Origin of the sequence: Caulobacter soli (assembly GCF_011045195.1) — a bacterium.
Lineage (GTDB): Bacteria > Pseudomonadota > Alphaproteobacteria > Caulobacterales > Caulobacteraceae > Caulobacter > Caulobacter soli.
Window position 1 is genome coordinate 3,090,477 of the sequence record NZ_CP049199.1, and the last position, 21,660, is coordinate 3,112,136.

Sequence of the window (21,660 nt, forward strand, 5' to 3'; positions counted from 1 at the left end):
ACCGGCTTTTGGAGCCGAGCCGGAACGGAAAACGGGCCGATCCTGGAGGATCGGCCCGTTTGAAATCTACATCCCCAGGACGCCCCTCAGGCCGCCCTTCTTGGTCTTGGTCGCGCCTGGCGGGGCCAGGGTGGTGTCCTTGTCGTGGATCAGGCGATCCAGCATGTTCTTCTTGTTGCCGGCCTTCAGCGGCTCGACGGCGGGCTTGAGGCCGTTGTTGGTCAGCAGCTTGTAGGCCTCGGCGTACCAGGCGTCGCCCGGGAAGTTGTAGCCCAGCACCGCGCCGTTGCGCTTGGCCTCGTCCAGCAAGCCCAGGGTCAGGTAGCTCTCGACCAGGCGGTAGAGGGCTTCGGGCGTGTGCGAGGTGGTCTGGTGGCGATCCACCACGGTGCGGAAACGGCCGATGGCCGCCAGGGTCTGGCCGTTCTTCAGATAGTAGCGGCCGATCGTCATTTCCTTGCCGGCCAGCTGGTCGCTGACCATGTCGATCTTCAGGCGCGCGTCCTGGGCGTATTCCGAGTTGGGATAGCGCTGGACCACGTCGCGCAGCGCGGCCATGGCCTGCTCGGTGGCGGCCTGGTCGCGGTTCACGTCGACGATCTGCTCGAAATAGCAGATGGCCTTCAGATAGTAGGCGTACGAGGCCGACGGGTTGCCCGGGTACAGGCCGATGAAGCGGTCGGCGTCCGAGATCGCCTCGCTGTACTGGTTGCCCTGGTAGTGCGCGTAGCCGGTCATCAGGATCGAGCGGCGCGACCATTCCGAATAGGGGTGTTGGCGCTCGACCTCGCGGAAGTAGTCGACGGCCTCGTTCCAGTTGCCGCGGTCCAGGCGGTTGGCGCCGGTCGAATAGAGCAGCTCCACCGGGCGCTCTTCATAGGCCAGAGACGGCTTCTTGTGTTTGCCCGCGCAGGCGGAGACCGACAGGGCGACCAGCACGGCGGTCGCGACGGTAGCGGCCTGGCGTCCCGAGAAATTACGAAGCACGGACTTTTCACCCTCGAAGCAAACGTGCGCCCCTGCGCCGTGCAAGGCTTCTACACCACGCCGATGCGGGCGCAAATGGAAGCCGAGCCGTGACGAGGATACGCCCCAAGACGCAATCCCCCGAGGAATCCGCCCAAACCCTACAGACATCGGCTTTTTGACCAAATCAGGTCGAAGACCGATGCGTTCGTATCAGATTGTCAGACGGCTTGCGCCAGTTCCACCGAATGCGCGCGCATCCGCCAGGCCGAGGGGTTGGCCATCAGGGCCCGGACGATGGCGTTGTTCAGGCCGTGGCCGGCCAGGACGCCCTCGAAGCGGCCGATGATCGGCGCGCCCAGCACGTAGAGGTCGCCCACCGCGTCCAGCGCCTTGTGGCGCACGAACTCGTCGGGACGGCGCAGGCCTTCGGGGTTCAGGACCCGGTCGCCGTCGATGACCACGGCGTTCTCCATCGAGCCGCCGCGGGCCAGGCCGATGGCGCGCAGGGCCTCGACGTCGCGGACGAAGCCGAAGGTGCGGCAGTCGGACAGCTCGGCGCGGAACGATTCCTCGTCGACGGCCAGGTCGACGCGCTGGCGGCCGATGGCCTTGCTGTTGAAGGCGATCTCGAAGGCGACTTCGAAGCGGTCACACGGCGACAGGCTGGCCAGCTTGTCGCCCTCCTCGACCACGACGGGCGCGAGGATTTCGATGTAGCGGCGGGCGGCTTCCTGCTTGCGGCGACCGGCGCGGTCCAGGATCTGGACGAAGGGCTCGGACGAGCCGTCCATGATCGGAACCTCGGGACCGTCCAGCTCGACGACGCAGTTATCGATGGCGAGGGCGGCCAGGGCGGCCATCAGGTGCTCGATGGTCGAGACGCGCACGTCGGCGGCGTTGTTGATGACGGTGCCCAGCTGGGTCTGGCAGACGGCGTCGGGCGAGACCGGCACGCGGTTGTCGCGATCATGGACGTCGGTGCGCACGAAGACGACGCCGGCGTCGACCGGCGCCGGGCGCACGGCGACGCGCACGTGCGATCCGGTATGCAGGCCCACCCCGGCGAAAATCACCGGTCCGGCGACCGTATGCTGAAAATATGCCGAAGCCGACACTTGAAACCCTTACCTACCAGCGGGGCGGTTCACTGACCGCCTTCTCGCCCCACGTACCATTTAGGGACAATGCTGCGTCGCGGCAAAGCAAGTCCTGTTTCGGATTGTTACCTTACTAGCGGATTGTTTTTGATGGCTTTTTTGGTCGATCAGTGGTCACTTTTTTGTCGCATTGCAGAGCTTACGCCGTTCAGGGACGATCTTTCGCCTTCCCCTGGCTTCGCGCGCACGTCCTCGCTAGGCTCTGGCTGTTTTTCGACGCCAACACCCTCCTGGATCCCGTTTCGATGACCAAGACCTTGCGCATAGCCGCCTCCGCCCTCGCCTTGTCCCTGGCCGCCTTCGCCGTCGCGCCGGTGGCTCTGGCGCAAAGCGGCCGAGGCTTCACCGCCAAGGACATGGTGCAGCTGGAGCGGATCAGCGATCCGCGCGTGTCGCCGGACGGTCGCTTCGTGGTCTACAGCCTACGGACGATGGACCTGCCGGCCAACAAGGCCTCGATGTCGCTGTGGATCGCCGACCTGAAGGCCAAGATGGCGCCGCGCCGGCTGGCCGTCTCGGAAGGCGGCGCGACCAGCCCCCGCTGGTCGCCGGACGGCAAGGGCCTCTACTTCATCTCGGGGCGGACCGGCGGCCTGGACCAAGTCTACCGCACCGACGCGGCCGGTGAGACCGCCATCCAGGTGACGAAGGCTCCGTTCGACGTCGGGGCCTTCAAGATCGCGCCGGACGGCAAGACCATCGTCATCGCCCAGACCGTGTTCCCCGATTGCGACACGCTGGACTGCACCAAGGACAAGCTGGCCGCCAAGGGCGGGGTCAAGACCACCGGCGTGGTCTTCGACAAGCTGTTCATCCGCCACTGGGACGCCTGGAACGACGGCCTGCAGAACCACCTCTACGCCCTGGCGCTGAACGAGGCGGGCGTGGCGACAGGCGCGCCGGTGGCGCTGATGAACGGCTTCAACGGCGATGCGCCGACCAAGCCGTTCGGCGGCGACGAGGACTTCGTCATCACCCCGGATGGCAAGTCGGTGATCTTCTCGGCCAAGCCGGCCGACCGCGAGGAGGCCTGGAGCACCAATTACGACCTGTGGCGCGTTCCGCTGGACGGTTCGGCCAAGCCGGTCAACGAAACCACGACCAACAAGGCCATGGACTCCCAGCCCACCGTCTCGCCCGACGGCAAGGCCACCGCCTGGCTGGCCATGAAGCGCCCTGGCTTCGAGGCCGACCGCCTGGCGATCATGGTCCGCGAGGGCGACAAGGTCCGCGAGCTGTCGCCCGCCTGGGACCGTTCGGCCCAGTCGATCACCTGGAGCGCCGACGGCCAGACGATCTACACGACGGCGGAAGACATCGGCCAGACCAAGCTGTTCGCGGTCGACGTCAAGACCGGCAAGGTCAACGCCCTGACCGGCGAAGGCCATGTCAGCGCGCTCGCCCTGGGCGGCGGAACCCTGGTCTACGCCCAGGACAACCTCAAGGGCCCGGCCCAGCTCTACGCGATCCCCACCGGCAAGAAGGCCGGCGCGCCCATCAAGCTGACCAACAACAACGCCGAGGCCCTGGCCGGCGTGGCCATGGGCGAGGCCGAGCAGTTCAGCTTCCCCGGCTGGAACGGCGAGACCGTGCACGGCTATGTGGTCAAGCCGGCCAATTTCGATCCGGCCAAGAAGTACCCCGTGGCCTTCCTGATCCATGGCGGCCCGCAGGGATCGTTCGGCAACCTCTTCCACTATCGCTGGAACGCCCAGACCTACGCCGGGGCCGGCTACGCCGTGGTGATGATCGATTTCCACGGCTCGACCGGCTACGGCCAGGCCTTCACCGACGCGATCAGCCAGCATTGGGGCGACCGCCCGCTGGAAGACCTGCAGAAGGGCTGGGCCTTCGCGACCGGCAAGTACGGCTTCCTGGACAAGGACCGCGCCTGCGCCCTGGGCGGTTCGTACGGCGGCTTCATGGTCAACTGGATCGCCAGCCAGTGGAAGGAGCCGTGGAAGTGCCTGGTCGACCACGACGGCATCTTCGACAGCCGCTTCATGGGCTATTCCACCGAAGAGCTGTGGTTCAGCGAGTGGGAAAACGGCGGCCCGCCCTACGCGGCCAACACCACCTACGCCAAGTTCAACCCGGCCGACCATGTCGACCAATGGAGCGTCCCGACCCTGGTGGTCCAGGGCGGCCAGGACTTCCGCGTGCCGCTGGAAGAAGGCATCGGGACCTTCACGGCCCTGCAGCGCAAGGGCGTGCCCAGCAAGCTGCTGTACTTCCCCAACGAGAACCACTGGGTGCTGAAGGCCCAGAACTCGGTGCAGTGGCACGACGAAGTGCAGAAGTGGCTCGACAAGTGGACCAAGGGCGAACCCGCCCAATAATGCGCTCTTAAATTGCAGCTATTCGCCCCTTCCGTTGGTTTGGAGACGGAAGGGGCGGCCATGTTTCATCTGTTTCGCGCGATCTCGAACCGATTCACGCTGCATTCCAGACTGGGCGGACGTTATGCCGAGGCCCGGATCCTGGCCGCCGAGCTGGACCTGGACCTGACCGAGATCGCCCTGCGCCACGGCGGCCACGGTCACGCCGAAGAAGATTCGACGACCGACGACAACAGCCAGGCCGAGCGCGAAGAGAAGTTCAAGCGTCTGACCGAGGGCTTCAACAGCCCCTACCCCAGCGAACAGATCGCCGCCGCCGTCGACCTGCGCAAATGGATGGTCCGCGACTACGGCCTGGAGCGGCTGAAATGGTTCGTGCCGCAGCTGCGCGAACGCTACATCCAGGCCGTCGGACCCAAGAACCTCAAGCTCGACCACGTCACCTTCGCCGGCGAGGACGCCACGCGCGCCGAGCTGGAAGCCGAGGCCTTGAGCCTGCTGGAACGGCTGAAGCTGCTCTATACGCTCAGCAGCGAGCGCGAGGTCCTGACCGGCCGGATGCGGCGCTGGGCCCTGGGGCTGCTGTGCTGGCTGTTCCTGGCCCTGATGTTCACCCGGGTGCTGCCCAACATCACCCCGCCCGGCGCCATTCGCGAAGCGGTGACGGTGATCGCCAACTTCTCGCTGATCGCCTTCGTGGGCGCGGCCGGGGCCATGGTCTCGGTGCTGCGCCGCACGGAATCGGCCATGGCCTCGGCCTCGTCCGAGATCGATCCCGTGCGCCAGGTCAGCGCCCTGAGCCAGGGCCTGACGGCGGTGTTCATCGCCGCCTTCGTGGGCATGTCGGTGTCGTTCGTGCTGGTGGCCTTCTTCGCCAGCGGCCTGGTGCGGGACGGGGCGATCGTCGGGACCGGCGCGGCGACGCTGTTTCCGCAGATCGTGCCCTGCCGCTACGACTGCCCGATCACCCTGGTCAATCGCGGCCTGATGTTCCCCGAAGCCCTGGACGCCGCCAAGATGATGGTCTGGGCCTTCATCGGCGGCTTTTCCGAACAGCTGGTGCCGGACGTGCTGGATCGGCTGACCAAGGCGGCGCGTCAGACCAAGAAGCCGTCGGAGGCGGCTTAGTTTTTGATCCGCTCATCCCGGCGAATGCCGGGACCCAGATCCTAAAGCTGAGTGGCTGATTGGATTAGCTCGGCGCTCGTGGCGTCAGCCGCACCGCCATTCCATCTGGGTCCCGGCATTCGCCGGGATGAGCGGAGGAAAGGGCCCCTAAACCCGTCCGGTCGCCACCGCCCAGGTCAGCCGGGCTCGCGTCTCCAGTTCGCCCAGTTCACGACCGCGCGTCTGGGCCCGCGCCAGGGCGGCCGGGGCGGCGGCCGGGAACGCGGCCACCGGCAGGGTCTTCAGCGCCGCGTTCGCCTTGGCCCGGGCCGCGTCGACCCGGCGGCGGACATCGGCCCCCGTCCAGTCGGCCGGCAGGCGCTGGACCCCTGCCCGCTTCAGTCGCCACAGGCCCGCCAGGCCATAGGCCCGGGCGGCGTCCTGCACGGCATGGAGGTCGGCCTTCGGATCCAGCCGCCAGGCGGCCAGCATCATCACCGCCCCGGCCGTGGCGTCGACATAGGCCAGGACCTCCCCCTCGGTGTCGAACGGCGCGGCCTCGAGGTCGGCCATGCGGGCCTCGGCCATTTCGGCCAGGGCGCTCAAGGGGTAGCCGGCGGCGGCCACGGCCTCGACGGTGGGATGCTTGCGGGCGGGCTGGCCGGCGGCGATCTCGTCCATGGCCTCGCGCCACCAGGTCAGGCGGATCTCGCCCATCAGGGCGTTGCTGACCCCGCCGGCCACCCGGGCCAGCTCGTAGTTGAAGGCGTACAGCGCGATGACGTCGGCCCGCGCCTTGGGATCGGCGATGAAGCGGCTGGCCAGCCAGCGGTCGGGATCGACGCGGCGCACCAGGGCGTCCAGATCGGTGTCCGGACCGTCGTTGCGGTGGGTTATGTCCAGCGTGGTCATGGGCGCGCCTTATGCGCCGCGTCGTCCAAAAGAAAAAGGCCCGCCGAGCCGGCGGGCCTTTCTAAAAATTCCGCTCATCCCGGCGAATGCCGGGACCCAGATCCTAAAGCTGAGAGGCCGATTGGAAGAGCTCAGTGCTCTTGGCGTCGACCACACCGCCCTTCCATCTGGATCCCGGCATTCACCGGGACGAGCGGAGATAAATCAGTTGAACAGCGTCTGGTACATCGTCATGCAGGCCAGCATCGGAATGCTGAGCAGCGTGTTGATGCGCGAGAACAGCATGGCCATCTTGGCCGCCTTGGCCTTGGCGTCGGCGTCCACCTCGACGATGCCCAGGGCGCGCTTCTGGTTCGGCCAGATCACGCCCCAGACGTTGAGGAACATGATCGTCGCCAGCCACATGCCCAGGCCGATGAAGGTGAAGCCCATGTCGACGCCGCGCTCGTAGCCGCCCCACAGGCCGAAGGTCGCCGCCTCGCCCAGATAGCCGCGGGCATAGGCCAGGGCCACGCCCATCACCCAGGTCGCCAGCGCCGCCCAGCGGAACCAGAACAGCGCCTCGGGGGCGATGTACTTGGAGACGGCCGGTTTCAGCTCGGCCGGAATCTGCGGCATCACGCGGATCTGCACGAAGTTGAAATAGTACAGCAGCCCGATCCACAGGATGCCGAAGAACACGTGCAACAGGCGGAACACCGCCTGGAAATAGGCTTCGTCGAAGCCGTGCGGGCTGTGCCCGAAGCCGAACGCGATCACCAGCGCCAGGGCGACGCTGAGGATGATGGTGTTGCGGAAATTGGAAAGTAGCGCGGTCATGTTTCAGGCCCCCTAATGCCCCTGCTTGCGGTCAGGTATAGGGCGCCGCGCAGAGTCGGCAAATAGACAGGACAGAACCGCCCTGCGTCCTTCGAGGCTTCGCTACGCTACGCACCTCGGGAAGAGGACTTCAGAACACCCACGAACCTCATCCTGAGGCGCCCGCGAAGCGGGCCTCGAAGGACGCAGGATCTCAAACCGCGATCAGGGCCGCCGCCAGTCGCCGGCCTTCGCTGGCCAGGACGTTGTAGGTGCGGGCCGCGCCTTCGGTGCTCATGAACTCCAGCCCCACGCCCGCCGCCTTCAGCGCGTCGCGCACGGGGCGCGGCGGCAGGGCGTTGACCAGCCCCACGCCTAGCAGCACGAACTCGACCGCCCCGCCCGCCGCGAAGACCTCGGCGAAGTCGTCGGGCGTCAGGGTCGCCAGGCTGACGGCGGACCAGGTCAGCGGCTGATCGTCCAGGATCAGCAGCGAACCTGGACGCCAGTCGCCCGAGACGCGGAAACCGCCGCCGCCCCAGGCGTCGATCGATGGCGGCTGGCGCAGCATCAGGGCCGGGTGCCGGCGCCGAGCTTGATCGGCGTGGCTTCCTCATCGCCCCGCTTGACGCCCCAGACCAGGATCAGCGGCAGGGCGATGTAGATCGACGAATAGGTGCCGATGATGATGCCGAAGGTCATGGTGAAGACCAGCGGGAACAGCACGGGGCCGCCGAAGAACATCGTGCCGCCCAGGGCCAGCAGGGCCGTGGTGCCGGTGATGATCGTCCGCGACAGACGCTCGTTCTCCGACAGGTCGATGATGTCGCGCAGCGGCGTGGTCTTGTACTTGCGCAGATTTTCCTTGAGCCGGTCGAAGGTGATGACCTTCTCGTTCATCGAATAGCCGATGACCGTCAGCAGGGCGGCGATCGAGGTCATCGAGAACTCGATCCGCAGCACGGACAACAGGCCCAGGGTCAGGACGATGTCGTGGAACACGGCCACGACCGCGCCGGTGCCGTAGGACAGGCCGAAGCGGAACCAGATGTAGCCCAGCATCAGGGCCAGGGCGATGCCCAGGGCCATGAAGCCCTTGCCCAGCAACTCGCCCGAGACCTTGGCCCCGATCGCCGAGTGCGACGGGATGGTCATGGTCGGGAAGCGCTGCTTCAGCTTGTTTTCCAGGTCGACGGCGGCCTGGTTCGGGTTCTGGTTCGCCTCGGGCAGGAAGCGGATCATGGCGTTGTTGGGCGAGCCGAACGGCTGGACCTGGGCGTCATGGGCGCCGAAACTGGCCAGGGCCGTGCGCAGCTCGCCGGTGGGGATCGGGGTGGGCATGCGCGCTTCCAGCGCCACGCCGCCCTTGAAGTCGATGCCCAGGTTCAGCCCTTGCGTGAAGAACGACACGCCCGAGCCGAGGATCAGCAGGAGAGAGAAGATCGCGGCGACAGGCGCCCACTTCACGAAGCGGAAGTGGGTCGAGCGCGGGATCAGGCGAATAAGGGGCCAAGAAGCCATGGTGATCCTCAGGCGATCGGCAGCTTCTTCGGCTTGGCGACCTTGAACCACCAACCGATGAGCACTTGGGTAATGAGAATGGCGGTGAACAACGAGGTGAACACGCCGATGAGAAGCGTCCAGGCGAAACCTTTGACCGGTCCGGCGCCCATGGAGAACATGATCAGGGCCGAGATCACGCTGGTGATGTTGGCGTCCATGATCGAGACCAGTGCCCGTCGGTAGCCGGTGTCAGCCGCCGACATGGGCGACCTCCCGGCCGCGGCCTCGTCGCGCATCCGCTCGTAGATCAGCACGTTGGCGTCGACCGCGACGGCCAGCGTCAGGATCAGGCCGGCGATGCCGGGGAAGGTCAGCGTCGCCTGGGTCATCGACATGATGCCGATGATCATCAGCACGTTGACGAACAGGGCGATGGCCGCGAAGCCGCCGAACAGGCCGTAGGCCAGGATAATGAACACGAACATCGCCGCCGCGCCCACGGCCAGCGAGATCGAGCCGGCCCGCACGGCGTCGGCGCCCAGCTCGGCCCCCACGGTGCGTTGCTCTTCCAGGTTCAGCTTGGCCGGCAGGGCGCCCGAGTTCAGCAGCAGGGCCAGCTCGGCGGCGCTTTCCGGCGTGAAGTTGCCGGTGATGATGCCCGAACCGCCCGGCAGGGGCTGGTTGATGCGCGGGTCGGAGATGTACTTGCCGTCCAGGACGATGGCGAAGCGCTTGCCGACATTGCGGGTGGTGGCGTCGCCGAACTTGCGCGCGCCGGCCCCGCCGAAGCGGAAGCCGACCACGGCCTGGCCGCTCTGGTTGTCGAACTCCTGGCTGGCGGACACGAGGTCCTCGCCGGTCACCAGGGCCCGCTTGGAGACCGGGATCGGCGGAGCGCCCGGCTGGACGCCCGGGATCACCACCACGCTCGGCGGAATGCGGCCGGCGATCATGTCGTCCTGGGTGACCGTCTCGTCGACCATCTGGAAGGTCAGCTTGGCGGTCTGGCCGATGATCGCGCGCAGCTTCTCGGGATCGCTTTCGCCGGCCGCCTGGATGACGATCCGGTTGCTGCCCTGCGGCGTGATGATCGGCTCCTTGGTGCCCATCTTGTCGATCCGGTTGCGAATCGTCGTGATGGACTGGGTCACCGCCTTGACGGCGTCGGCCTTGGCGGCCTCCGGCACGAAGCTCAGCTCCAGCTGGCCGCCGCCCTTGTTGTTGATCGTGGTGTCGCGACCGCTGATCGTGCCCGCCAACGGCCCGCCGATGGTGCGGCGCAGCTGGCTGACCGCCTGATCCACCTTGCTCGGATCGGTGATGCGGACCCGAACGATCCCGCCCGCCTCGCCCAGCTCGCCGAACTCGATCTGATCGTTGCGCAGCGTGGTCCGCACGTCCTCGACCATGTTGGTCAGGCGTTCGGCGCGCAGCGCATCGGTGTCGACCTCATAGAGCAGGTAGGAACCGCCCTGCAGGTCGAGGCCGAGGTTCAGCTTCTGATGGGGAACCCAGCCGGGAAGCGCGTCGAGCGTCTTCTGCGGCAGAAGGTTCGGCAAGGTGAAGACGATGCCGAAGATCACCGACAGTATGACGGCGGTGATCTTCCAGCGGGAGAGGGTCAGCATGGATTACAGGCTCTAGACGACGCCTTTCGGCGCCCCTTGGTCACGACGAAGGGTGATCAGCTCTTGGGGTCGTTGGCCGGGGCCGGTTCGCCCTTGGCGCGGATCTCGGCGATCATGCTCTTGACCACCTTGACGGTCACGCCCTGGGCGATCTCGACGCCCACTTCGGTTTCCTCGACACGGACGATCTTGCCCAGCATGCCGTTCGACAGAACCACGTTGTCGCCGCGCTTGACGGCGGCGATGGCGGCGGCGTGCTGCTTGGCGCGCGTTTGCTGCGGGCGGATCAGCATGAAGTAGAAGAGCACGACCATCAGGATGATGGGCGCGATCTGGATCAGTTGGGCTTGCAGTCCACCGGACATGTCGTCTCCAAGAAATTCTAGCTGGCGTCCCGCCACACATGGGGGTCCCGCCAAGTCGGCGGAAGCTATGCGTTCACCTCCCCTTTTGCAATGACGGCGAGGTGGGTCTAGGAGGCAACACATGACCGACGCCGCCCTGCCCCTGCTCGCCCGCATCGCCGACGCCTTGGAGCGCCTGGCCCCGCCCGCTCCGGCCGCCCCTGACTTCGACGGCGCGCGCCTTTTCCGACACGAGCCGGGCGGCGGTAGCTTCGTACCGGCGCCCGACTATCCGATGGCGCTGGACCTGCTGATCGGCGTCGAGCGGCAGAAGGATCGGTTCGTCGAGAACCTGCGCCGCTTCGCCCTCGGCCTGCCCTGCAACCACGTGCTGCTGTGGGGCGTGCGCGGCACGGGCAAGAGCTCGCTGACCAAGTCGGCCTTCATGGTGCTGGCCGCCGAATATCCGGCCCTGAAGCTGGTCGAGGTCGACCGCGACGAGGTCACCGCCCTGCCCCCGCTGTTCGACCTGCTGCGCACGCGGTCGGAACGCTTCGTGGTGCTGTGCGACGACCTGTCGTTCGAGGACGGGGCCGCGGCCGCCAAGGCGCTGAAATCGGCCCTGGAGGGCGGCGTGGCCGGCCCGCCGGAGAACGTGCTGTTCGTCGCCACCTCCAACCGCCGCCACCTGATGCCGCGCGACCACGCCGAAAAGCAGGGCGCGATCGCCGCCGCCGAGGACGCCGAGGAGGAGATGAGCGTCTCCGATCGCTTCGGCCTGTGGATCGGCTTCCCCCCCATGGACCAGCCGACCTATCTGGCCGCCATCCACGGCTATGCCGAACGCTTCGGCCTGGAGGTCGAGAACCTGGAGCGCCGGGCCCTGCAGTGGTCGCAGCTGCGCGGCGCCCGCTCGGGCCGGGTGGCCTATCAGTTCATTCGTGACCTGGCCGGGGAGCTGGGTGTAAGCTTGCCCGCGTAAAACCCTTCGGAGGCCCAGATGGGCAAGCCCTGGTTTCGCGTGAAGCGCTACGGTTTCGGCGCTGGTCTGCCGTGCAGTTGGGAAGGCTGGCTGATGACGGCCGGCTTCATGGCCCTGGTTCTCGGCAGCAGCATTCTGGCCGAACAGCACGCCGGTTGGCGGCTCGCGATCATCCTCGTGGCGGTGGCGGTGTTCTGCGTGATCACGCGGGTCAAGAGCGATGCGCCGTGGAAGTGGCGCTGGGGTCAGGAATAACCCGAAACCCTTCCCTCCCCCTTGTGGGGAGGGTGACGGCGAAGCCGACGGGTGGGGCATGCTGACTCCAGCCGCCCTGCGCCGATCCCCCACCCGACCTCTTTCGGAGGCCACCCTCCCCGCAAGGGGGAGGGAAACATCCTGATCTACTTCGGCAGCACCAGGCCCGGATCGACCGGGCGCGCCTTGTCCTTCGGGGTCGGGGCGTAGCGGACTTCGAAGTGCAGTTGCGGCTCGGTGACGCCGCCGGTCTGGCCGACCGCGCCCAGGGTCGCGCCCTGAGCCACCTGCTGGCGCATCTTCACTTCGGTGGTCGACAGGTGGGCGTAGGCCGTCACCCAGCCGTCGGCGTGCTTGACCAGCACCAGATTGCCGAAGCCCGGCACCTGGTTGCCGGCATAGACCACCTCGCCCGCCGCGGCGGCGCGGACCGGCGTGCCGGCGGCGGCGCGGATGTTGACGCCGTCATTGCGCTGGCCGGTGCCCTTGGGGCCGAAGTCCGAGATCGTCTCGCCCTGCAGCGGCCACACGAAGCGGCCACGGCCGGCGGCGGTGATCTCGGCCTCGGTCGGCGGCGGGCTGGAGCCGATGATCTGGCCGGCCGATGGCGGCGGGGTCACCGGCTGGGCCGAGACGGGACCGCTGGGCGCGCGCGGATAGCTGGTGGCCGGCGGCGGCGTGTAGGGACGCGGCTGCGAGACCGGCGGCTGGTAGGGCGTGGTGGCGGCCGGCGGCGTGTAGCTCGGCTCCGGCGCGGTCCGGCGCGGCGTGGTGGGACGCGGCGCGGCTGGGGTCGTCGTCACCGTGGTCTTCAGCGGGCCCTTGTCCTTGTAGCCGGACGGCAGGCGCAGCTTCTGGCCCTTCTTGATCGTCGAGCCGACCTTGATGTTGTTCTCTTCGGCCAGGGCCGCCGGCTTGACGTTGAAGCGCTTGGCGATGTTGGCCAGGGTGTCGCCGCTGTTGGCCACATAGGCCTTGGCCGTGGTCTCCGGCCCCTTCAGCTTCAGCCCGGGGTGGATGGTGTAAGGCGGCTTGAGCTTGTTGTCCTCGACCAGGTCGGCGCGGGTGGTGTCCAGGCCCCGGGCGATGGCGTCGATCGCGTCGCCCGACTTGACGGTGTAGGTGCGGCGCGGACCGGCGACCTCGACCACCGGGCCGGTGACGCTGACCGTGGTGGTGGTGACCGGGCGGCCGGCGGGGGCCTCGTCTTCCTCGACCGGCGCGCGGCTGGGCGTCGAGCCGATCGGCGGCAGGTTGGGCGAGGAGACCGGCGCGCTCTGGCGCGGCGTCGGGAAACGGCTGGGCGTCGGCTCGGCGTCGGCCTGATCCACCGCCTGCATCACCGTGGTCTTGGTCGGGCCCTTGTCCTTGTAGCCGTCTGGCAGGCGCAGCTTCTGGCCCTTCTTGATCGCCGCACCGGTGCTCAGGTCGTTCTCGTCGGCGAGGGCGGCGGCCGAAACCGAGAAGCGCTTGGCGATGGCGAACATCGTGTCGCCGGTCTGGACGACATAGGCCTTGGCGTTCTTCGTCTCGGGCCCCTGCAGCACTTGGCCGGGGTGAATCCGATAGGGCGACTTGAGATCGTTGTCCTTGGCCAGGTCGGCGCGGGTGGTGCCCAGGCTGCGCGCGATGGCGTCGATATTGTCGCCGGCCTTGACCTTGTAGGTCTTGGGCGGGCCGGCGATCGTCACGACGGGACCGCCCACCTGGGTGACCACGACGGCGCGCTGGGCCGGCGCCGGGCGCGGCGCGGGGGCCGGGGTCGACGCGGGCGGACGCCACGCGGGTTGCGGCTCGGCCTGGTACGGCGCGGCGGCCGCGGGGGCCAGGGACTGGCTGGAAACGCCGACATTGCCGGCGGGCGCGGAGAAGCTGGGCGCGGGTTCGGGCGGGGTCGACGGGCCTTCGGGCTGCTGGTTGGCGACCGGCGCAGGAACGGTCGGCGCGGGGGTTTGCCCTCGGATCGGATATTGCGCGCCGCCCGTGCTTTCGCAGGCCGCGAGGGTTCCAGCCGTCAGGGCGATCACCGCCGCGCGCGTCCACAACTGCCTCATAGCCTCTCCTTTGCCTCGCGAAGCTCCAGTCGCCGCCGCAAGGGTAAACCAACCATTAAACATCTTGCGCTGCTTCCGGAACCCGGAGGCGACGCCCACGACAGCGCGAAGCGCTATTCGCGGGCGACGCCGTCCAGGATCGGGACGAAGCGCACGTCGCACAGGACTTCAACGGTGAAGCCCCCCTTCCCGTCACCGGCATAGCGGCGAAGGCTCTGCACAGGCCCCTTGCCCACCGGCGCGACCAGCACGCCTTGGGGTTTCAGCTGCGAAAGCAGAGTTTCAGGCTCATCCTGCGCCGCCGCCGTGACCAGAATACGGTCGAATGGGGCCTGTTTGGGCCAGCCTTCCCATCCATCCCCAAATTTCGTGATGACATTGGTCAGGCCCAGCACGGCGAAGCGCGCCTCGGCCTCCTTCATCAGGGTTCGGTAGCGCTCGATCGTATAGACGAGGCGCGACACCCGGCTGAGGACGGCGGTCTGGTAGCCCGAGCCGGTGCCGATCTCCAGCACCCGGCAGCGCGGCTCCAGGGTCAGGGCCTGGGTCATCAGGCCGACGATGAACGGCTGGCTGATCGTCTGTCCGCAGGCGATCGGCAGGGCCGAGTCCTCCCACGACCGTTCCTTGAACAGGTCGGGCGTGAACAGGTCGCGCGGGGTCTTCTCGATGGCGGTGAGCACGGCCGGGTCGGTGACGCCCTGGGCGCGCAGGGCGGCCATCAGCGCCTTCAGGCGGGCCTCGGGCGTATCGCTCTTGGCCTGGGCCATCACGAAGCGGCCTCCAGCTTCGGAGGCGTCCCGCCCAGCGCCTTTTTCATGGCCGCGACCGTCTGGTTGTGGGTCAGGTCGATGTGCAGCGGCGTGACCGAGATGCGACCTTCGTAGACGGCTTTCAGATCCGTGCCCTCCGCCGGCGACGACGCCTTATTGACGAAGCCGGTCCAGTAGTAGTCGCGACCGCGCAGGTCGGTCCGCTTTTCCATGCTCCGCATGTGCGAGTCGCGGAAGCCCTGGCGGGTGACTTCCACCTCGGTGACGCTTTCGGGGGCAAGCGGCGGAAAATTGACGTTCATGATCACGTCCTTGGGCCAGCCGATCTCCAGCAGGCGGCGGACGACGCCCGGGCCGAAGTGCTCGGCGGTCTCCCAGTGGGCGACGACCTCGTCGTGGAAATAGTCCATGGACTGCGACAGGGCGATCGACGGCACGCCCAGGGCCATGCCCTCGATGGCGCCGGCCACGGTGCCCGACAGGGTGACGTCCTCGGCCAGGTTCTGGCCCCGGTTGACGCCCGACAGCACGAGATCCGGCAGCGGCCCCTCGATCAGCTGCTGGATGGCCATGGCCACGCAGTCGGTCGGCGTGCCTTCGACGGCGAAGCGGCGCGGGTCGATGCGGCGCACGCGGATCGGGTCCGACAGGGTCAGGGCCCGGCCGGCGCCCGACTGCTCGTATTCCGGCGCCACGATCCAGATGTCGTCAGACAGGGCGCGGGCGATGCGCTCCAGGCTCTCGAGACCGGGGGCGTGGATGCCGTCGTCGTTGGTGAGGAGAATCCTCACGCCTCGCCCCCGATGTGGGTCACGCCGCCCATGTAGGGCACGAGCGCGGTCGGGATGGTGATGCGGCCGGTCTCGTCCTGATAGTTCTCCAGCACGGCCACCAGGGCGCGGCCGACGGCCAGGCCCGAGCCATTCAGGGTGTGGACGTAGGACGTGCCCTTCTCGCCCGCCTTCTTGAAGCGCGCGTCCATGCGGCGGGCCTGGAAGTCGCCGCAGTTCGAGCACGAGCTGATCTCGCGGTAGGTGTTCTGCGACGGCAGCCAGACTTCCAGATCGTAGGTCTTCTTGGCGCCGAAACCCATGTCGCCGGTGCACAGCAGCATGGTGCGGAACGGCAGCTCCAGGGCCTTCAGCACCGCCTCGGCGCACTGGACCATTCGCTCGTGCTCGACCTCGGACTGCTCGGGCGTGGTGATCGACACCAGCTCGACCTTGTAGAACTGGTGCTGGCGGATCATGCCGCGCGTGTCGCGACCGCTGGCGCCGGCTTCCGAACGGAAGCTGGGAGTCAGGGCGGTCATCCGCAGCGGCAGCTCGGCCTCGTCGGTGATCTGCTCGCGCACGATGTTGGTAATGGACACTTCGGCGGTGGGGATCAGCCAGCGGCGGTCACCACCAAATAGGTGGCGAATGACATCCGGGTCCCCCGGTTCGGCGATCGTGTGAGCTGCACGCTCATCGAGACGAGCTTCAATGTCGCCGTTGCCAACGCAGAACAAATCTTCCTTGAACTTCGGCAACTGGCCCGTGCCGTACAGCGCCTCGTCCTTGACCAGCAGCGGCGGACTGATCTCGGTATAGCCATGCTGAACCGTCTGCAGGTCCAGCATGAACTGGCCCAGAGCCCGTTCCAGCCGGGCGATCTGGCTCTTCAGCACGACGAAACGCGCGCCGCTCATGCGGGCGGCGGCTTCGAAGTCCATGCCGCCCAAGGCCGCGCCCAGGTCGACGTGGTCCTTGGGATTGTTCAGCCGGCCGGCCGGCAGCTTGGACGCGTCGCCCCAGCGGCGGACCTCGACGTTTCCGGCCTCGTCCTCGCCCTTGGGCACTTCGGGCGCGGGGATGTTGGGCAGGGCCGACAGCAGGTCCTTGAGCTTGGCCGCGACCAGGGCCTCTTCCTCGCCGGCGGAGGTCATGACGCCCTTCAGCGTCTCGACCTCGGCCATCAGGCGCGCGGCCTCGGCCTCGTCCTTCTTGGCTTTCGCCTGGCCGATCAGCTTGGAGCTCTCGTTACGCTTGGCCTGGGCCTCCTGCAGGGCGGTCAGGGCCGCGCGCAGCTGGGCGTCCAGCTTGACCGCCTCGGCGGCCGCGCCCGAACGGCCCTTGGCCGACCAGGCGGCTTCGAAGGCTTCGGGATTGTCGCGGATGGCCTTGATGTCGTGCATCGGAACGCTCGAGAGAGAAGTCGTTAAGAACGGACCTCTCTAAGGCGCGTCGGCGGGGGCGCCAAGCGCGGTGTCGGGCCGCAGCCTAAACCGCGACCACGTCCTTGGACTGTTCACGCTCGTCCTTGGCCTTGCGGCGCTCGATCAGCCACACGCACCAGATCGAGATCTCGTAGAGCAGGCACATCGGGATCGCCAAGGTCATCTGGCTGATCGGGTCGGGCGGGGTCAGGATGGCGGCGGCGATGAACACGCCGACGATGGCGTAGCGGCGCCCCTCGCGCAGCATCTTGCTGGAGACGATCCCGGCCATGCCCAGCAGCGAAACCACCACCGGCAGCTGGAAGCACAGGCCAAACGCCAGCAGCAGGGTCGTCACCAGGGTCAGGTAGTCGCTGACCTTGGGCAGCAGTTGGATCGAGATGCCGGCGGTGCTGATCTGCTGGCTCAGCGAGAACCACAGCACGAACGGCAGCATCACGTAATAGACCAGGGCCGCGCCCAGGATGAACATCACCGGCGAGGCGATCAGGAACGGCAGGAAGGCGTGGCGCTCGTTCTTGTAGAGGCCCGGGGCGACGAAGCGGTACAGCTGCCAGGCCAGGACCGGGAAGGTCAGGACCACCGCCCCGAAGCCGGCCAGCTTCAGCTTGGTGAAGAAGAACTCCAGGGCGGCGGTGTAGACCAGGCCCAGGGCCTTGGTGTCGGTCGCCGGAATGTCCTTCAGGCCCAGCAGGGCCAGCAGCAGGTCGAACGGGCCGTGATGGCCGCCGGCGTGCTGGGCCGCCAGCAGCTTCTGGGCCACCGTGAACGGCTCGACCAGGAACAGGAAGATCCGGTCGGCGAAGGCGAAACAGACGGCGAAGCCGATGAACAGCGCGGCCACGCAGATGATCAGCCGCATGCGCAGCTCGATCAGGTGATCCATCAGCGGCGCGCGCGAGGCTTCGATCTCGTCTTCCGGATCGTGTCCGATGGCGTTGGTCACGAGGTGATGTCCGTAGCGCTGGGCTTGGCGGCGCGCTTGCGCGGCGCCTTGGTCGGGACCGACAGGTCAGCCTTGGAAGCCTTGGCGGCCTTGGGCTTGGAAACCAGCTCGGCCTTCTTGGCGGCGGGCTTGGCGACCGCCTTCTTGGCCGGTGCCTTGCGGGCCGGCTTGGAGACGATCTCGGCCGACGGGGCCGGCGCGTCCAGCGTGGTCGCAGGCTGATAGGCGTCGTGCGGCGAGACCTTGACCGAACCGCTGTTGAGGCTGGCGTCGATGTCGGCGAACACCTGGTCGACGTGGCTGGCGTCGCCGGCCTGGGCGGCGGCGTCGCGCATCGGGGCGGTATATTGCCCCTCACGCATGGCCTGGACTTCCTTGCGCAGCTCGTCGAGCTCCGACTGGCGGGCCATCTCGTCGAAGCTGGCGCGGAATTCGTTGGCCATGCCGCGCACGCGGGCGACCATCTGGCCCAGCTTGCGCAGCAGCACGGGCAGGTCCTTGGGGCCGACCACGATCAGAGCGACCGCGGCGATGACCAGGAGTTCCGTTCCGCCGATATCAGGGAGCATGGACGCGCCTTAGAGCGGATCGGCCAGGCCGTGTCCGCGAAGTGAAACGGTGGTCGGCCGCCCTCCCCTCGCGGAAAGAGCGGCGCGACGAATCTCCTACGACTTGCGCAGGTCTTCCTTCTCGGCGTCGGTGCGCGGCAGCGCGCCGGTGGCCTTGTTGGCGGCGATATCATCGGCCGGATCGTCCTTCAGGCCGTCCTTGAAGGCTTTGATGCCCTTGGCCGCGTCGCCCATGATGCCGGACAGCTTGCCGCGCCCGCCAAACAGCAGGGCCACGACCGCGATCACGATCACCCAGTGGATCCAGCTCATGCTACCCATGACGACGATGCTCCTTGCGACAGCGGCCCATTAGCCGCTGTGGCGCGTCCTTACAATATCCATGACAATATAGGCGGTCGCGAGGCGGGGGGCAAAGCGGCGCCGGACGATAAGCCGCCGCCTGCGACGATGTGTAAAGGCCTTATCGCCCTTCCAGGTCTCCCAGGAAATCTTGAGCGAATTCGGGGGCCTCGTCGCCGTCCTCCAGCGGATCCTCGTCCTCGCCGGGGCGCAAGCCCATCGGGTCGGGCACGGAGAAGCCCGGCGGCAGGTCCAGGGCCAGCAGGCCGGCCGCCCGCATCTCGGCGATTCCCGGCAGGTCGCCGAGCGTCGCCAGGCCGTAGTGTTCGAGGAAGGCGTCGGTGGTGCCGAAGGTCACCGGGCGGCCCGGCGAGCGACGGCGGCCGCGCATCTTGACCAAGCCCAGCTCCAGCAGCACGTCCAGCGTGCCCCGGCTGGCCTGCACGCCGCGCACGGCCTCGATCTCGGCCCGCGTGACCGGCTGGTGATAGGCGATGATGGCCAGGGTTTCCTGGGCCGCCTTGGACAGCCGGCGCGGCTCCTCGCGCTCCTCGGTCATCAGGAAGGCCAGGTCCTGGGCCGTCTGGAACCGCCAGCGGCCGGCCACCTGCGCCAACTCGATACCCCGGCCGACATAGCGCGTGTGCAGGTCGGCCAGGGCCGCCCCGATATCGGCGCCCTCCGGCAGGCGCTTGGCCAGGTCCTCGAAGCTCAGCGGCTCGGCCGCCGCGAACAGCAGGGCCTCGATGCAGCGTTCGGTCAGCAAGGGGTCCGGCGCCATCAGGCCCTCCCCCCGTGAGGGAGGCAATCGCGAAGCGATCGGTGGGGGGATACGGCCAAGGTGAGATCACTCCCCCCTCCGGCCCATTCGGGCCGCCTCCCCCACGGGGGGAGGGCCTTCGAAAGGCGGCTCATACGATCGGCTCCAGCGGCTCGGCCCGCGTGCGCAGATAGATATCCGAGAAATGCTCCATCTGCCGCGCTTCCAGGATTCCCTCCTTCACCAGCTCCAGGCTGGCCGACAGGGTCGAGGCCAGGTAGCTGGCGGGGCTGGGGCCGTCGGGGTCATCTTCCCAGCGGTCCAACGGCGCGACGCCCGACAGGGTCGTCCAGTCCTTCATCTCGGGTAGCAGGTCGCGCAGGCGGTCGCGGGCGTCTTCCAGCGGATAGGCCTGGGGCGGACGCGGCGCGTAGTGGCGGCCGTGCTCGCGTTTGCGCTGGCTGATATAGGCGGTCATCAGGGCGTAGAGGTCGCCCTCGAAGCGGGTCGAGGAGACGATCTTCACCGCCTCGGGATCGCCGCGCATGAAGACGTCGCGCTTGAGGATCGGCTGTTCCTTCAGGGCCTCGACGGCTTGGCGCATCACGTCCAGCTTGGCCAGGCGGAAGGCCAGTTGGGCCGCCATCTCCTCGGCCGGCGGCTCCTCGGCCTTGGGGCGTTCGGGCTTGGGCAGCAGCAGGCGCGACTTGAGATAGGCCAGCCAGGCGGCCATCACCAGATAGTCGGCGGCCAGCGAGAAGCGCACGCGGCGGGCCTGCTGGACGAAGGCCAGGTATTGCTCGGCCAGCTTGGTGATCGACAGCTGCAGCAGGTCGACCTTCTGGCTGCGCGCCAGGGCTAGCAGCACGTGCAGCGGACCTTCGTAGCCGTCGATGTCGATGACGAGCGCGGCGCCGTCCTCGGCCGCTTCGTTCGCCGCTTCGAAGTCGAGAGTGGGCTGAAAGCCCGTGCTCACGCAAACTCACCGTTGAACGCGGCGTCGAAGCGGGTGCGGGCCTGGGCCACGTCCAGCGGCTCGGGAACCTTTACAATCCGCGACATCACAGCCTGCACGCGGCGCTTAGCCTGCGAGGACAAACGTCCGACGCCCGACATTACCGCCTTCATCTCTGCCATGTCGCCGTTGCAGTGCAGGACCACGTCGCAGCCAGCGGCCAGGCTATCCTTGGCGCGCTGCCGGAAGTCGCCCGACAGCGCCTTCATCGACAGGTCGTCGCTCATCAGAAGTCCGTCGAAGCCGATGGATTCGCGAATGATCTTCTTGATGGCCTTCTTCGAGGTCGTGGCCGGGCGAGAGCGATCGATGGCCGTGTAGACGACGTGGGCGGTCATCGCCATGGGCATGTCCGACAGCACGCGGAACGGCGCGAAATCGCGGGCGTCCAGCTCGGCCAGCTTGGCCTTCACCACCGGCAGCTCCAGGTGGCTGTCGCTCAGGGCGCGGCCGTGACCGGGGATGTGCTTGATGATCGGCAGGACGCCGCCGGCCAGCAGGCCCTCGGCCGCCGCACGGCCCAGGGTCGCCACCTGTTCGGGCGTGTCGCCATAGGCGCGGTCACCGATGATCTCGTGCCCCTTGGGGTCCGGCACGTCCAGCACCGGCACGCAGTCGACATTGATGCCCAGGTCCAACAGGTCATGAGCGATCAGCCGCGCGCCCAGGCGCGTGATCTCGCGGGCCACCAGCGGATCGTTGGCCACCAATGCGCCGTAGGCCGCGCCCGGCGGATACTTCTTCCAGTGAGGGGCTCCAAGGCGGGCGACGCGGCCGCCCTCCTGGTCGATCAGGATGGGAGCGTCGGGACGCCCCACCGTCTCGCGCAACGCCGCCGTCAGGGCTCGAACCTGGTTCGGGTCGGCGATGTTGCGCTTGAACAGGATGAAGCCCCACGGCTTCACGTCCCGGAAGAACGCGACCTCTTCCGCCGTCAGGGTGGTCCCGGCGCAGCCGAGGATGGCGGCGGAAATGCTGGCCATGCGCCC

At 67.7% G+C, this 21,660-nt stretch carries 22 protein-coding genes; 4 read left to right on the forward strand and 18 right to left on the reverse strand.

What is annotated here, in order from left to right; all coding sequences use genetic code 11:
- Window positions 1-66: 66 nt before the first annotated feature.
- Window positions 67-1,032 carry an outer membrane protein assembly factor BamD gene (locus G3M62_RS14305; protein WP_165188078.1) on the reverse strand — a complete coding sequence of 322 codons (966 nt, stop codon included), beginning with the start codon at window positions 1,030-1,032 and terminating at the stop codon, window positions 67-69.
- Window positions 1,033-1,187: 155 nt separating this feature from the next.
- Complete coding sequence (gene lpxC, locus G3M62_RS14310; RefSeq protein ID WP_165188079.1) at window positions 1,188-2,084, reverse strand: UDP-3-O-acyl-N-acetylglucosamine deacetylase; 897 nt, start codon at window positions 2,082-2,084, stop codon at window positions 1,188-1,190.
- 287 nt (window positions 2,085-2,371) lie between these two features.
- Here lpxC and G3M62_RS14315 point away from each other — a divergent pair, with 287 nt between their 5' ends.
- A complete protein-coding gene (locus G3M62_RS14315) occupies window positions 2,372-4,465 on the forward strand; it encodes an alpha/beta hydrolase family protein (protein ID WP_165188081.1) in 2,094 nt (697 codons plus the stop codon).
- Window positions 4,466-4,525: 60 nt separating this feature from the next.
- A complete protein-coding gene (locus tag G3M62_RS14320) occupies window positions 4,526-5,593 on the forward strand; it encodes a hypothetical protein (protein WP_165188083.1) in 1,068 nt (355 codons plus the stop codon).
- A 147-nt stretch (window positions 5,594-5,740) separates the two neighbouring features.
- Here the strand turns inward: G3M62_RS14320 and G3M62_RS14325 are convergent, their stop codons facing one another.
- The 6 genes from G3M62_RS14325 to yajC form a co-directional block, all read right to left on the reverse strand.
- Window positions 5,741-6,484, reverse strand: a complete 744-nt coding sequence (locus G3M62_RS14325) for a squalene/phytoene synthase family protein (RefSeq protein WP_165188085.1) — start codon at window positions 6,482-6,484, stop codon at window positions 5,741-5,743.
- Between the two features lie 204 nt (window positions 6,485-6,688).
- Window positions 6,689-7,303 (reverse strand): urate hydroxylase PuuD, encoded by a 615-nt coding sequence (locus tag G3M62_RS14330; protein ID WP_165188087.1) that lies wholly within the window; start codon window positions 7,301-7,303, stop codon window positions 6,689-6,691.
- A 193-nt stretch (window positions 7,304-7,496) separates the two neighbouring features.
- Window positions 7,497-7,850: an Mth938-like domain-containing protein gene (locus G3M62_RS14335; RefSeq protein ID WP_165191320.1), complete on the reverse strand. Its 354-nt coding sequence runs from the start codon at window positions 7,848-7,850 to the stop codon at window positions 7,497-7,499.
- A gap of 2 nt (window positions 7,851-7,852) precedes the next feature.
- Window positions 7,853-8,803, reverse strand: a complete 951-nt coding sequence (gene secF / locus G3M62_RS14340) for a protein translocase subunit SecF (RefSeq protein WP_165188089.1) — start codon at window positions 8,801-8,803, stop codon at window positions 7,853-7,855.
- 8 nt (window positions 8,804-8,811) lie between these two features.
- Complete coding sequence (gene secD / locus G3M62_RS14345; protein WP_165188091.1) at window positions 8,812-10,413, reverse strand: protein translocase subunit SecD; 1,602 nt, start codon at window positions 10,411-10,413, stop codon at window positions 8,812-8,814.
- 56 nt (window positions 10,414-10,469) lie between these two features.
- The gene (yajC, locus tag G3M62_RS14350) at window positions 10,470-10,778 is read right to left on the reverse strand and encodes a preprotein translocase subunit YajC (RefSeq protein WP_165188093.1); all 309 of its coding nucleotides are present in this window, start codon (window positions 10,776-10,778) and stop codon (window positions 10,470-10,472) included.
- Between the two features lie 121 nt (window positions 10,779-10,899).
- On the opposite strand from yajC, the gene G3M62_RS14355 reads away from it, so the two are divergent.
- Entirely contained in the window at window positions 10,900-11,739 is an 840-nt protein-coding gene (locus G3M62_RS14355; RefSeq protein WP_165188095.1) for an ATP-binding protein, read from the forward strand.
- 18 nt (window positions 11,740-11,757) lie between these two features.
- On the forward strand, window positions 11,758-11,994 hold the full coding sequence (locus G3M62_RS14360; RefSeq protein ID WP_165188096.1) for a hypothetical protein: 237 nt from the start codon (window positions 11,758-11,760) through the stop codon (window positions 11,992-11,994).
- A gap of 146 nt (window positions 11,995-12,140) precedes the next feature.
- Here G3M62_RS14360 and dipM read toward each other — a convergent pair whose 3' ends face one another.
- The 10 genes from dipM to nagZ all read right to left on the reverse strand — a co-directional run bounded on the left by dipM (window position 12,141) and on the right by nagZ (window position 21,654).
- Window positions 12,141-14,048 carry a cell division endopeptidase DipM gene (gene dipM / locus G3M62_RS14365; protein WP_165188097.1) on the reverse strand — a complete coding sequence of 636 codons (1,908 nt, stop codon included), beginning with the start codon at window positions 14,046-14,048 and terminating at the stop codon, window positions 12,141-12,143.
- 113 nt (window positions 14,049-14,161) lie between these two features.
- Window positions 14,162-14,818, reverse strand: a complete 657-nt coding sequence (locus tag G3M62_RS14370) for a protein-L-isoaspartate(D-aspartate) O-methyltransferase (protein WP_165188098.1) — start codon at window positions 14,816-14,818, stop codon at window positions 14,162-14,164.
- On the reverse strand, window positions 14,818-15,612 hold the full coding sequence (gene surE, locus G3M62_RS14375; RefSeq protein ID WP_165188099.1) for a 5'/3'-nucleotidase SurE: 795 nt from the start codon (window positions 15,610-15,612) through the stop codon (window positions 14,818-14,820). Before surE ends, G3M62_RS14370 begins: the two co-directional genes overlap by 1 nt.
- Window positions 15,609-16,997, reverse strand: a complete 1,389-nt coding sequence (gene serS / locus G3M62_RS14380) for a serine--tRNA ligase (protein WP_165188100.1) — start codon at window positions 16,995-16,997, stop codon at window positions 15,609-15,611. The genes surE and serS overlap by 4 nt, the downstream gene beginning before the upstream one ends.
- Window positions 16,998-17,082: 85 nt before the next feature.
- Entirely contained in the window at window positions 17,083-17,985 is a 903-nt protein-coding gene (gene tatC, locus G3M62_RS14385) for a twin-arginine translocase subunit TatC (RefSeq protein WP_165188101.1), read from the reverse strand.
- A complete protein-coding gene (gene tatB / locus G3M62_RS14390; protein WP_165188103.1) occupies window positions 17,982-18,554 on the reverse strand; it encodes a Sec-independent protein translocase protein TatB in 573 nt (190 codons plus the stop codon). The genes tatC and tatB overlap by 4 nt, the downstream gene beginning before the upstream one ends.
- Window positions 18,555-18,650: 96 nt before the next feature.
- A complete protein-coding gene (locus G3M62_RS14395; protein ID WP_165188106.1) occupies window positions 18,651-18,875 on the reverse strand; it encodes a twin-arginine translocase TatA/TatE family subunit in 225 nt (74 codons plus the stop codon).
- A 142-nt stretch (window positions 18,876-19,017) separates the two neighbouring features.
- The gene (gene scpB, locus G3M62_RS14400) at window positions 19,018-19,677 is read right to left on the reverse strand and encodes an SMC-Scp complex subunit ScpB (protein WP_425483787.1); all 660 of its coding nucleotides are present in this window, start codon (window positions 19,675-19,677) and stop codon (window positions 19,018-19,020) included.
- 130 nt (window positions 19,678-19,807) lie between these two features.
- Window positions 19,808-20,632 (reverse strand): segregation and condensation protein A, encoded by an 825-nt coding sequence (locus G3M62_RS14405; RefSeq protein WP_165188108.1) that lies wholly within the window; start codon window positions 20,630-20,632, stop codon window positions 19,808-19,810.
- Window positions 20,629-21,654 carry a beta-N-acetylhexosaminidase gene (gene nagZ, locus G3M62_RS14410; protein WP_165188111.1) on the reverse strand — a complete coding sequence of 342 codons (1,026 nt, stop codon included), beginning with the start codon at window positions 21,652-21,654 and terminating at the stop codon, window positions 20,629-20,631. Before nagZ ends, G3M62_RS14405 begins: the two co-directional genes overlap by 4 nt.
- Window positions 21,655-21,660: the final 6 nt, after the last annotated feature.

Bases quoted from the DNA above. Each gene is read 5' to 3' on its own strand.
- G3M62_RS14315 (WP_165188081.1), top strand. From the start codon at position 2,372: ATGACCAAGACCTTGCGCATAGCCGCCTCCGCCCTCGCCTTGTCCCTG.
- G3M62_RS14320 (WP_165188083.1), top strand. From the start codon at position 4,526: ATGTTTCATCTGTTTCGCGCGATCTCGAACCGATTCACGCTGCATTCC.
- G3M62_RS14325 (WP_165188085.1), bottom strand. From the start codon at position 6,484: ATGACCACGCTGGACATAACCCACCGCAACGACGGTCCGGACACCGAT.
- scpB (WP_425483787.1), bottom strand. From the start codon at position 19,677: ATGGCGCCGGACCCCTTGCTGACCGAACGCTGCATCGAGGCCCTGCTG.
- tatB (WP_165188103.1), bottom strand. From the start codon at position 18,554: ATGCTCCCTGATATCGGCGGAACGGAACTCCTGGTCATCGCCGCGGTC.
- yajC (WP_165188093.1), bottom strand. From the start codon at position 10,778: ATGTCCGGTGGACTGCAAGCCCAACTGATCCAGATCGCGCCCATCATC.
- nagZ (WP_165188111.1), bottom strand. From the start codon at position 21,654: ATGGCCAGCATTTCCGCCGCCATCCTCGGCTGCGCCGGGACCACCCTG.
- serS (WP_165188100.1), bottom strand. From the start codon at position 16,997: ATGCACGACATCAAGGCCATCCGCGACAATCCCGAAGCCTTCGAAGCC.
- G3M62_RS14360 (WP_165188096.1), top strand. From the start codon at position 11,758: ATGGGCAAGCCCTGGTTTCGCGTGAAGCGCTACGGTTTCGGCGCTGGT.
- G3M62_RS14355 (WP_165188095.1), top strand. From the start codon at position 10,900: ATGACCGACGCCGCCCTGCCCCTGCTCGCCCGCATCGCCGACGCCTTG.
- G3M62_RS14330 (WP_165188087.1), bottom strand. From the start codon at position 7,303: ATGACCGCGCTACTTTCCAATTTCCGCAACACCATCATCCTCAGCGTC.
- secD (WP_165188091.1), bottom strand. From the start codon at position 10,413: ATGCTGACCCTCTCCCGCTGGAAGATCACCGCCGTCATACTGTCGGTG.
- dipM (WP_165188097.1), bottom strand. From the start codon at position 14,048: ATGAGGCAGTTGTGGACGCGCGCGGCGGTGATCGCCCTGACGGCTGGA.
- G3M62_RS14370 (WP_165188098.1), bottom strand. From the start codon at position 14,818: ATGGCCCAGGCCAAGAGCGATACGCCCGAGGCCCGCCTGAAGGCGCTG.
- G3M62_RS14395 (WP_165188106.1), bottom strand. From the start codon at position 18,875: ATGGGTAGCATGAGCTGGATCCACTGGGTGATCGTGATCGCGGTCGTG.
- secF (WP_165188089.1), bottom strand. From the start codon at position 8,803: ATGGCTTCTTGGCCCCTTATTCGCCTGATCCCGCGCTCGACCCACTTC.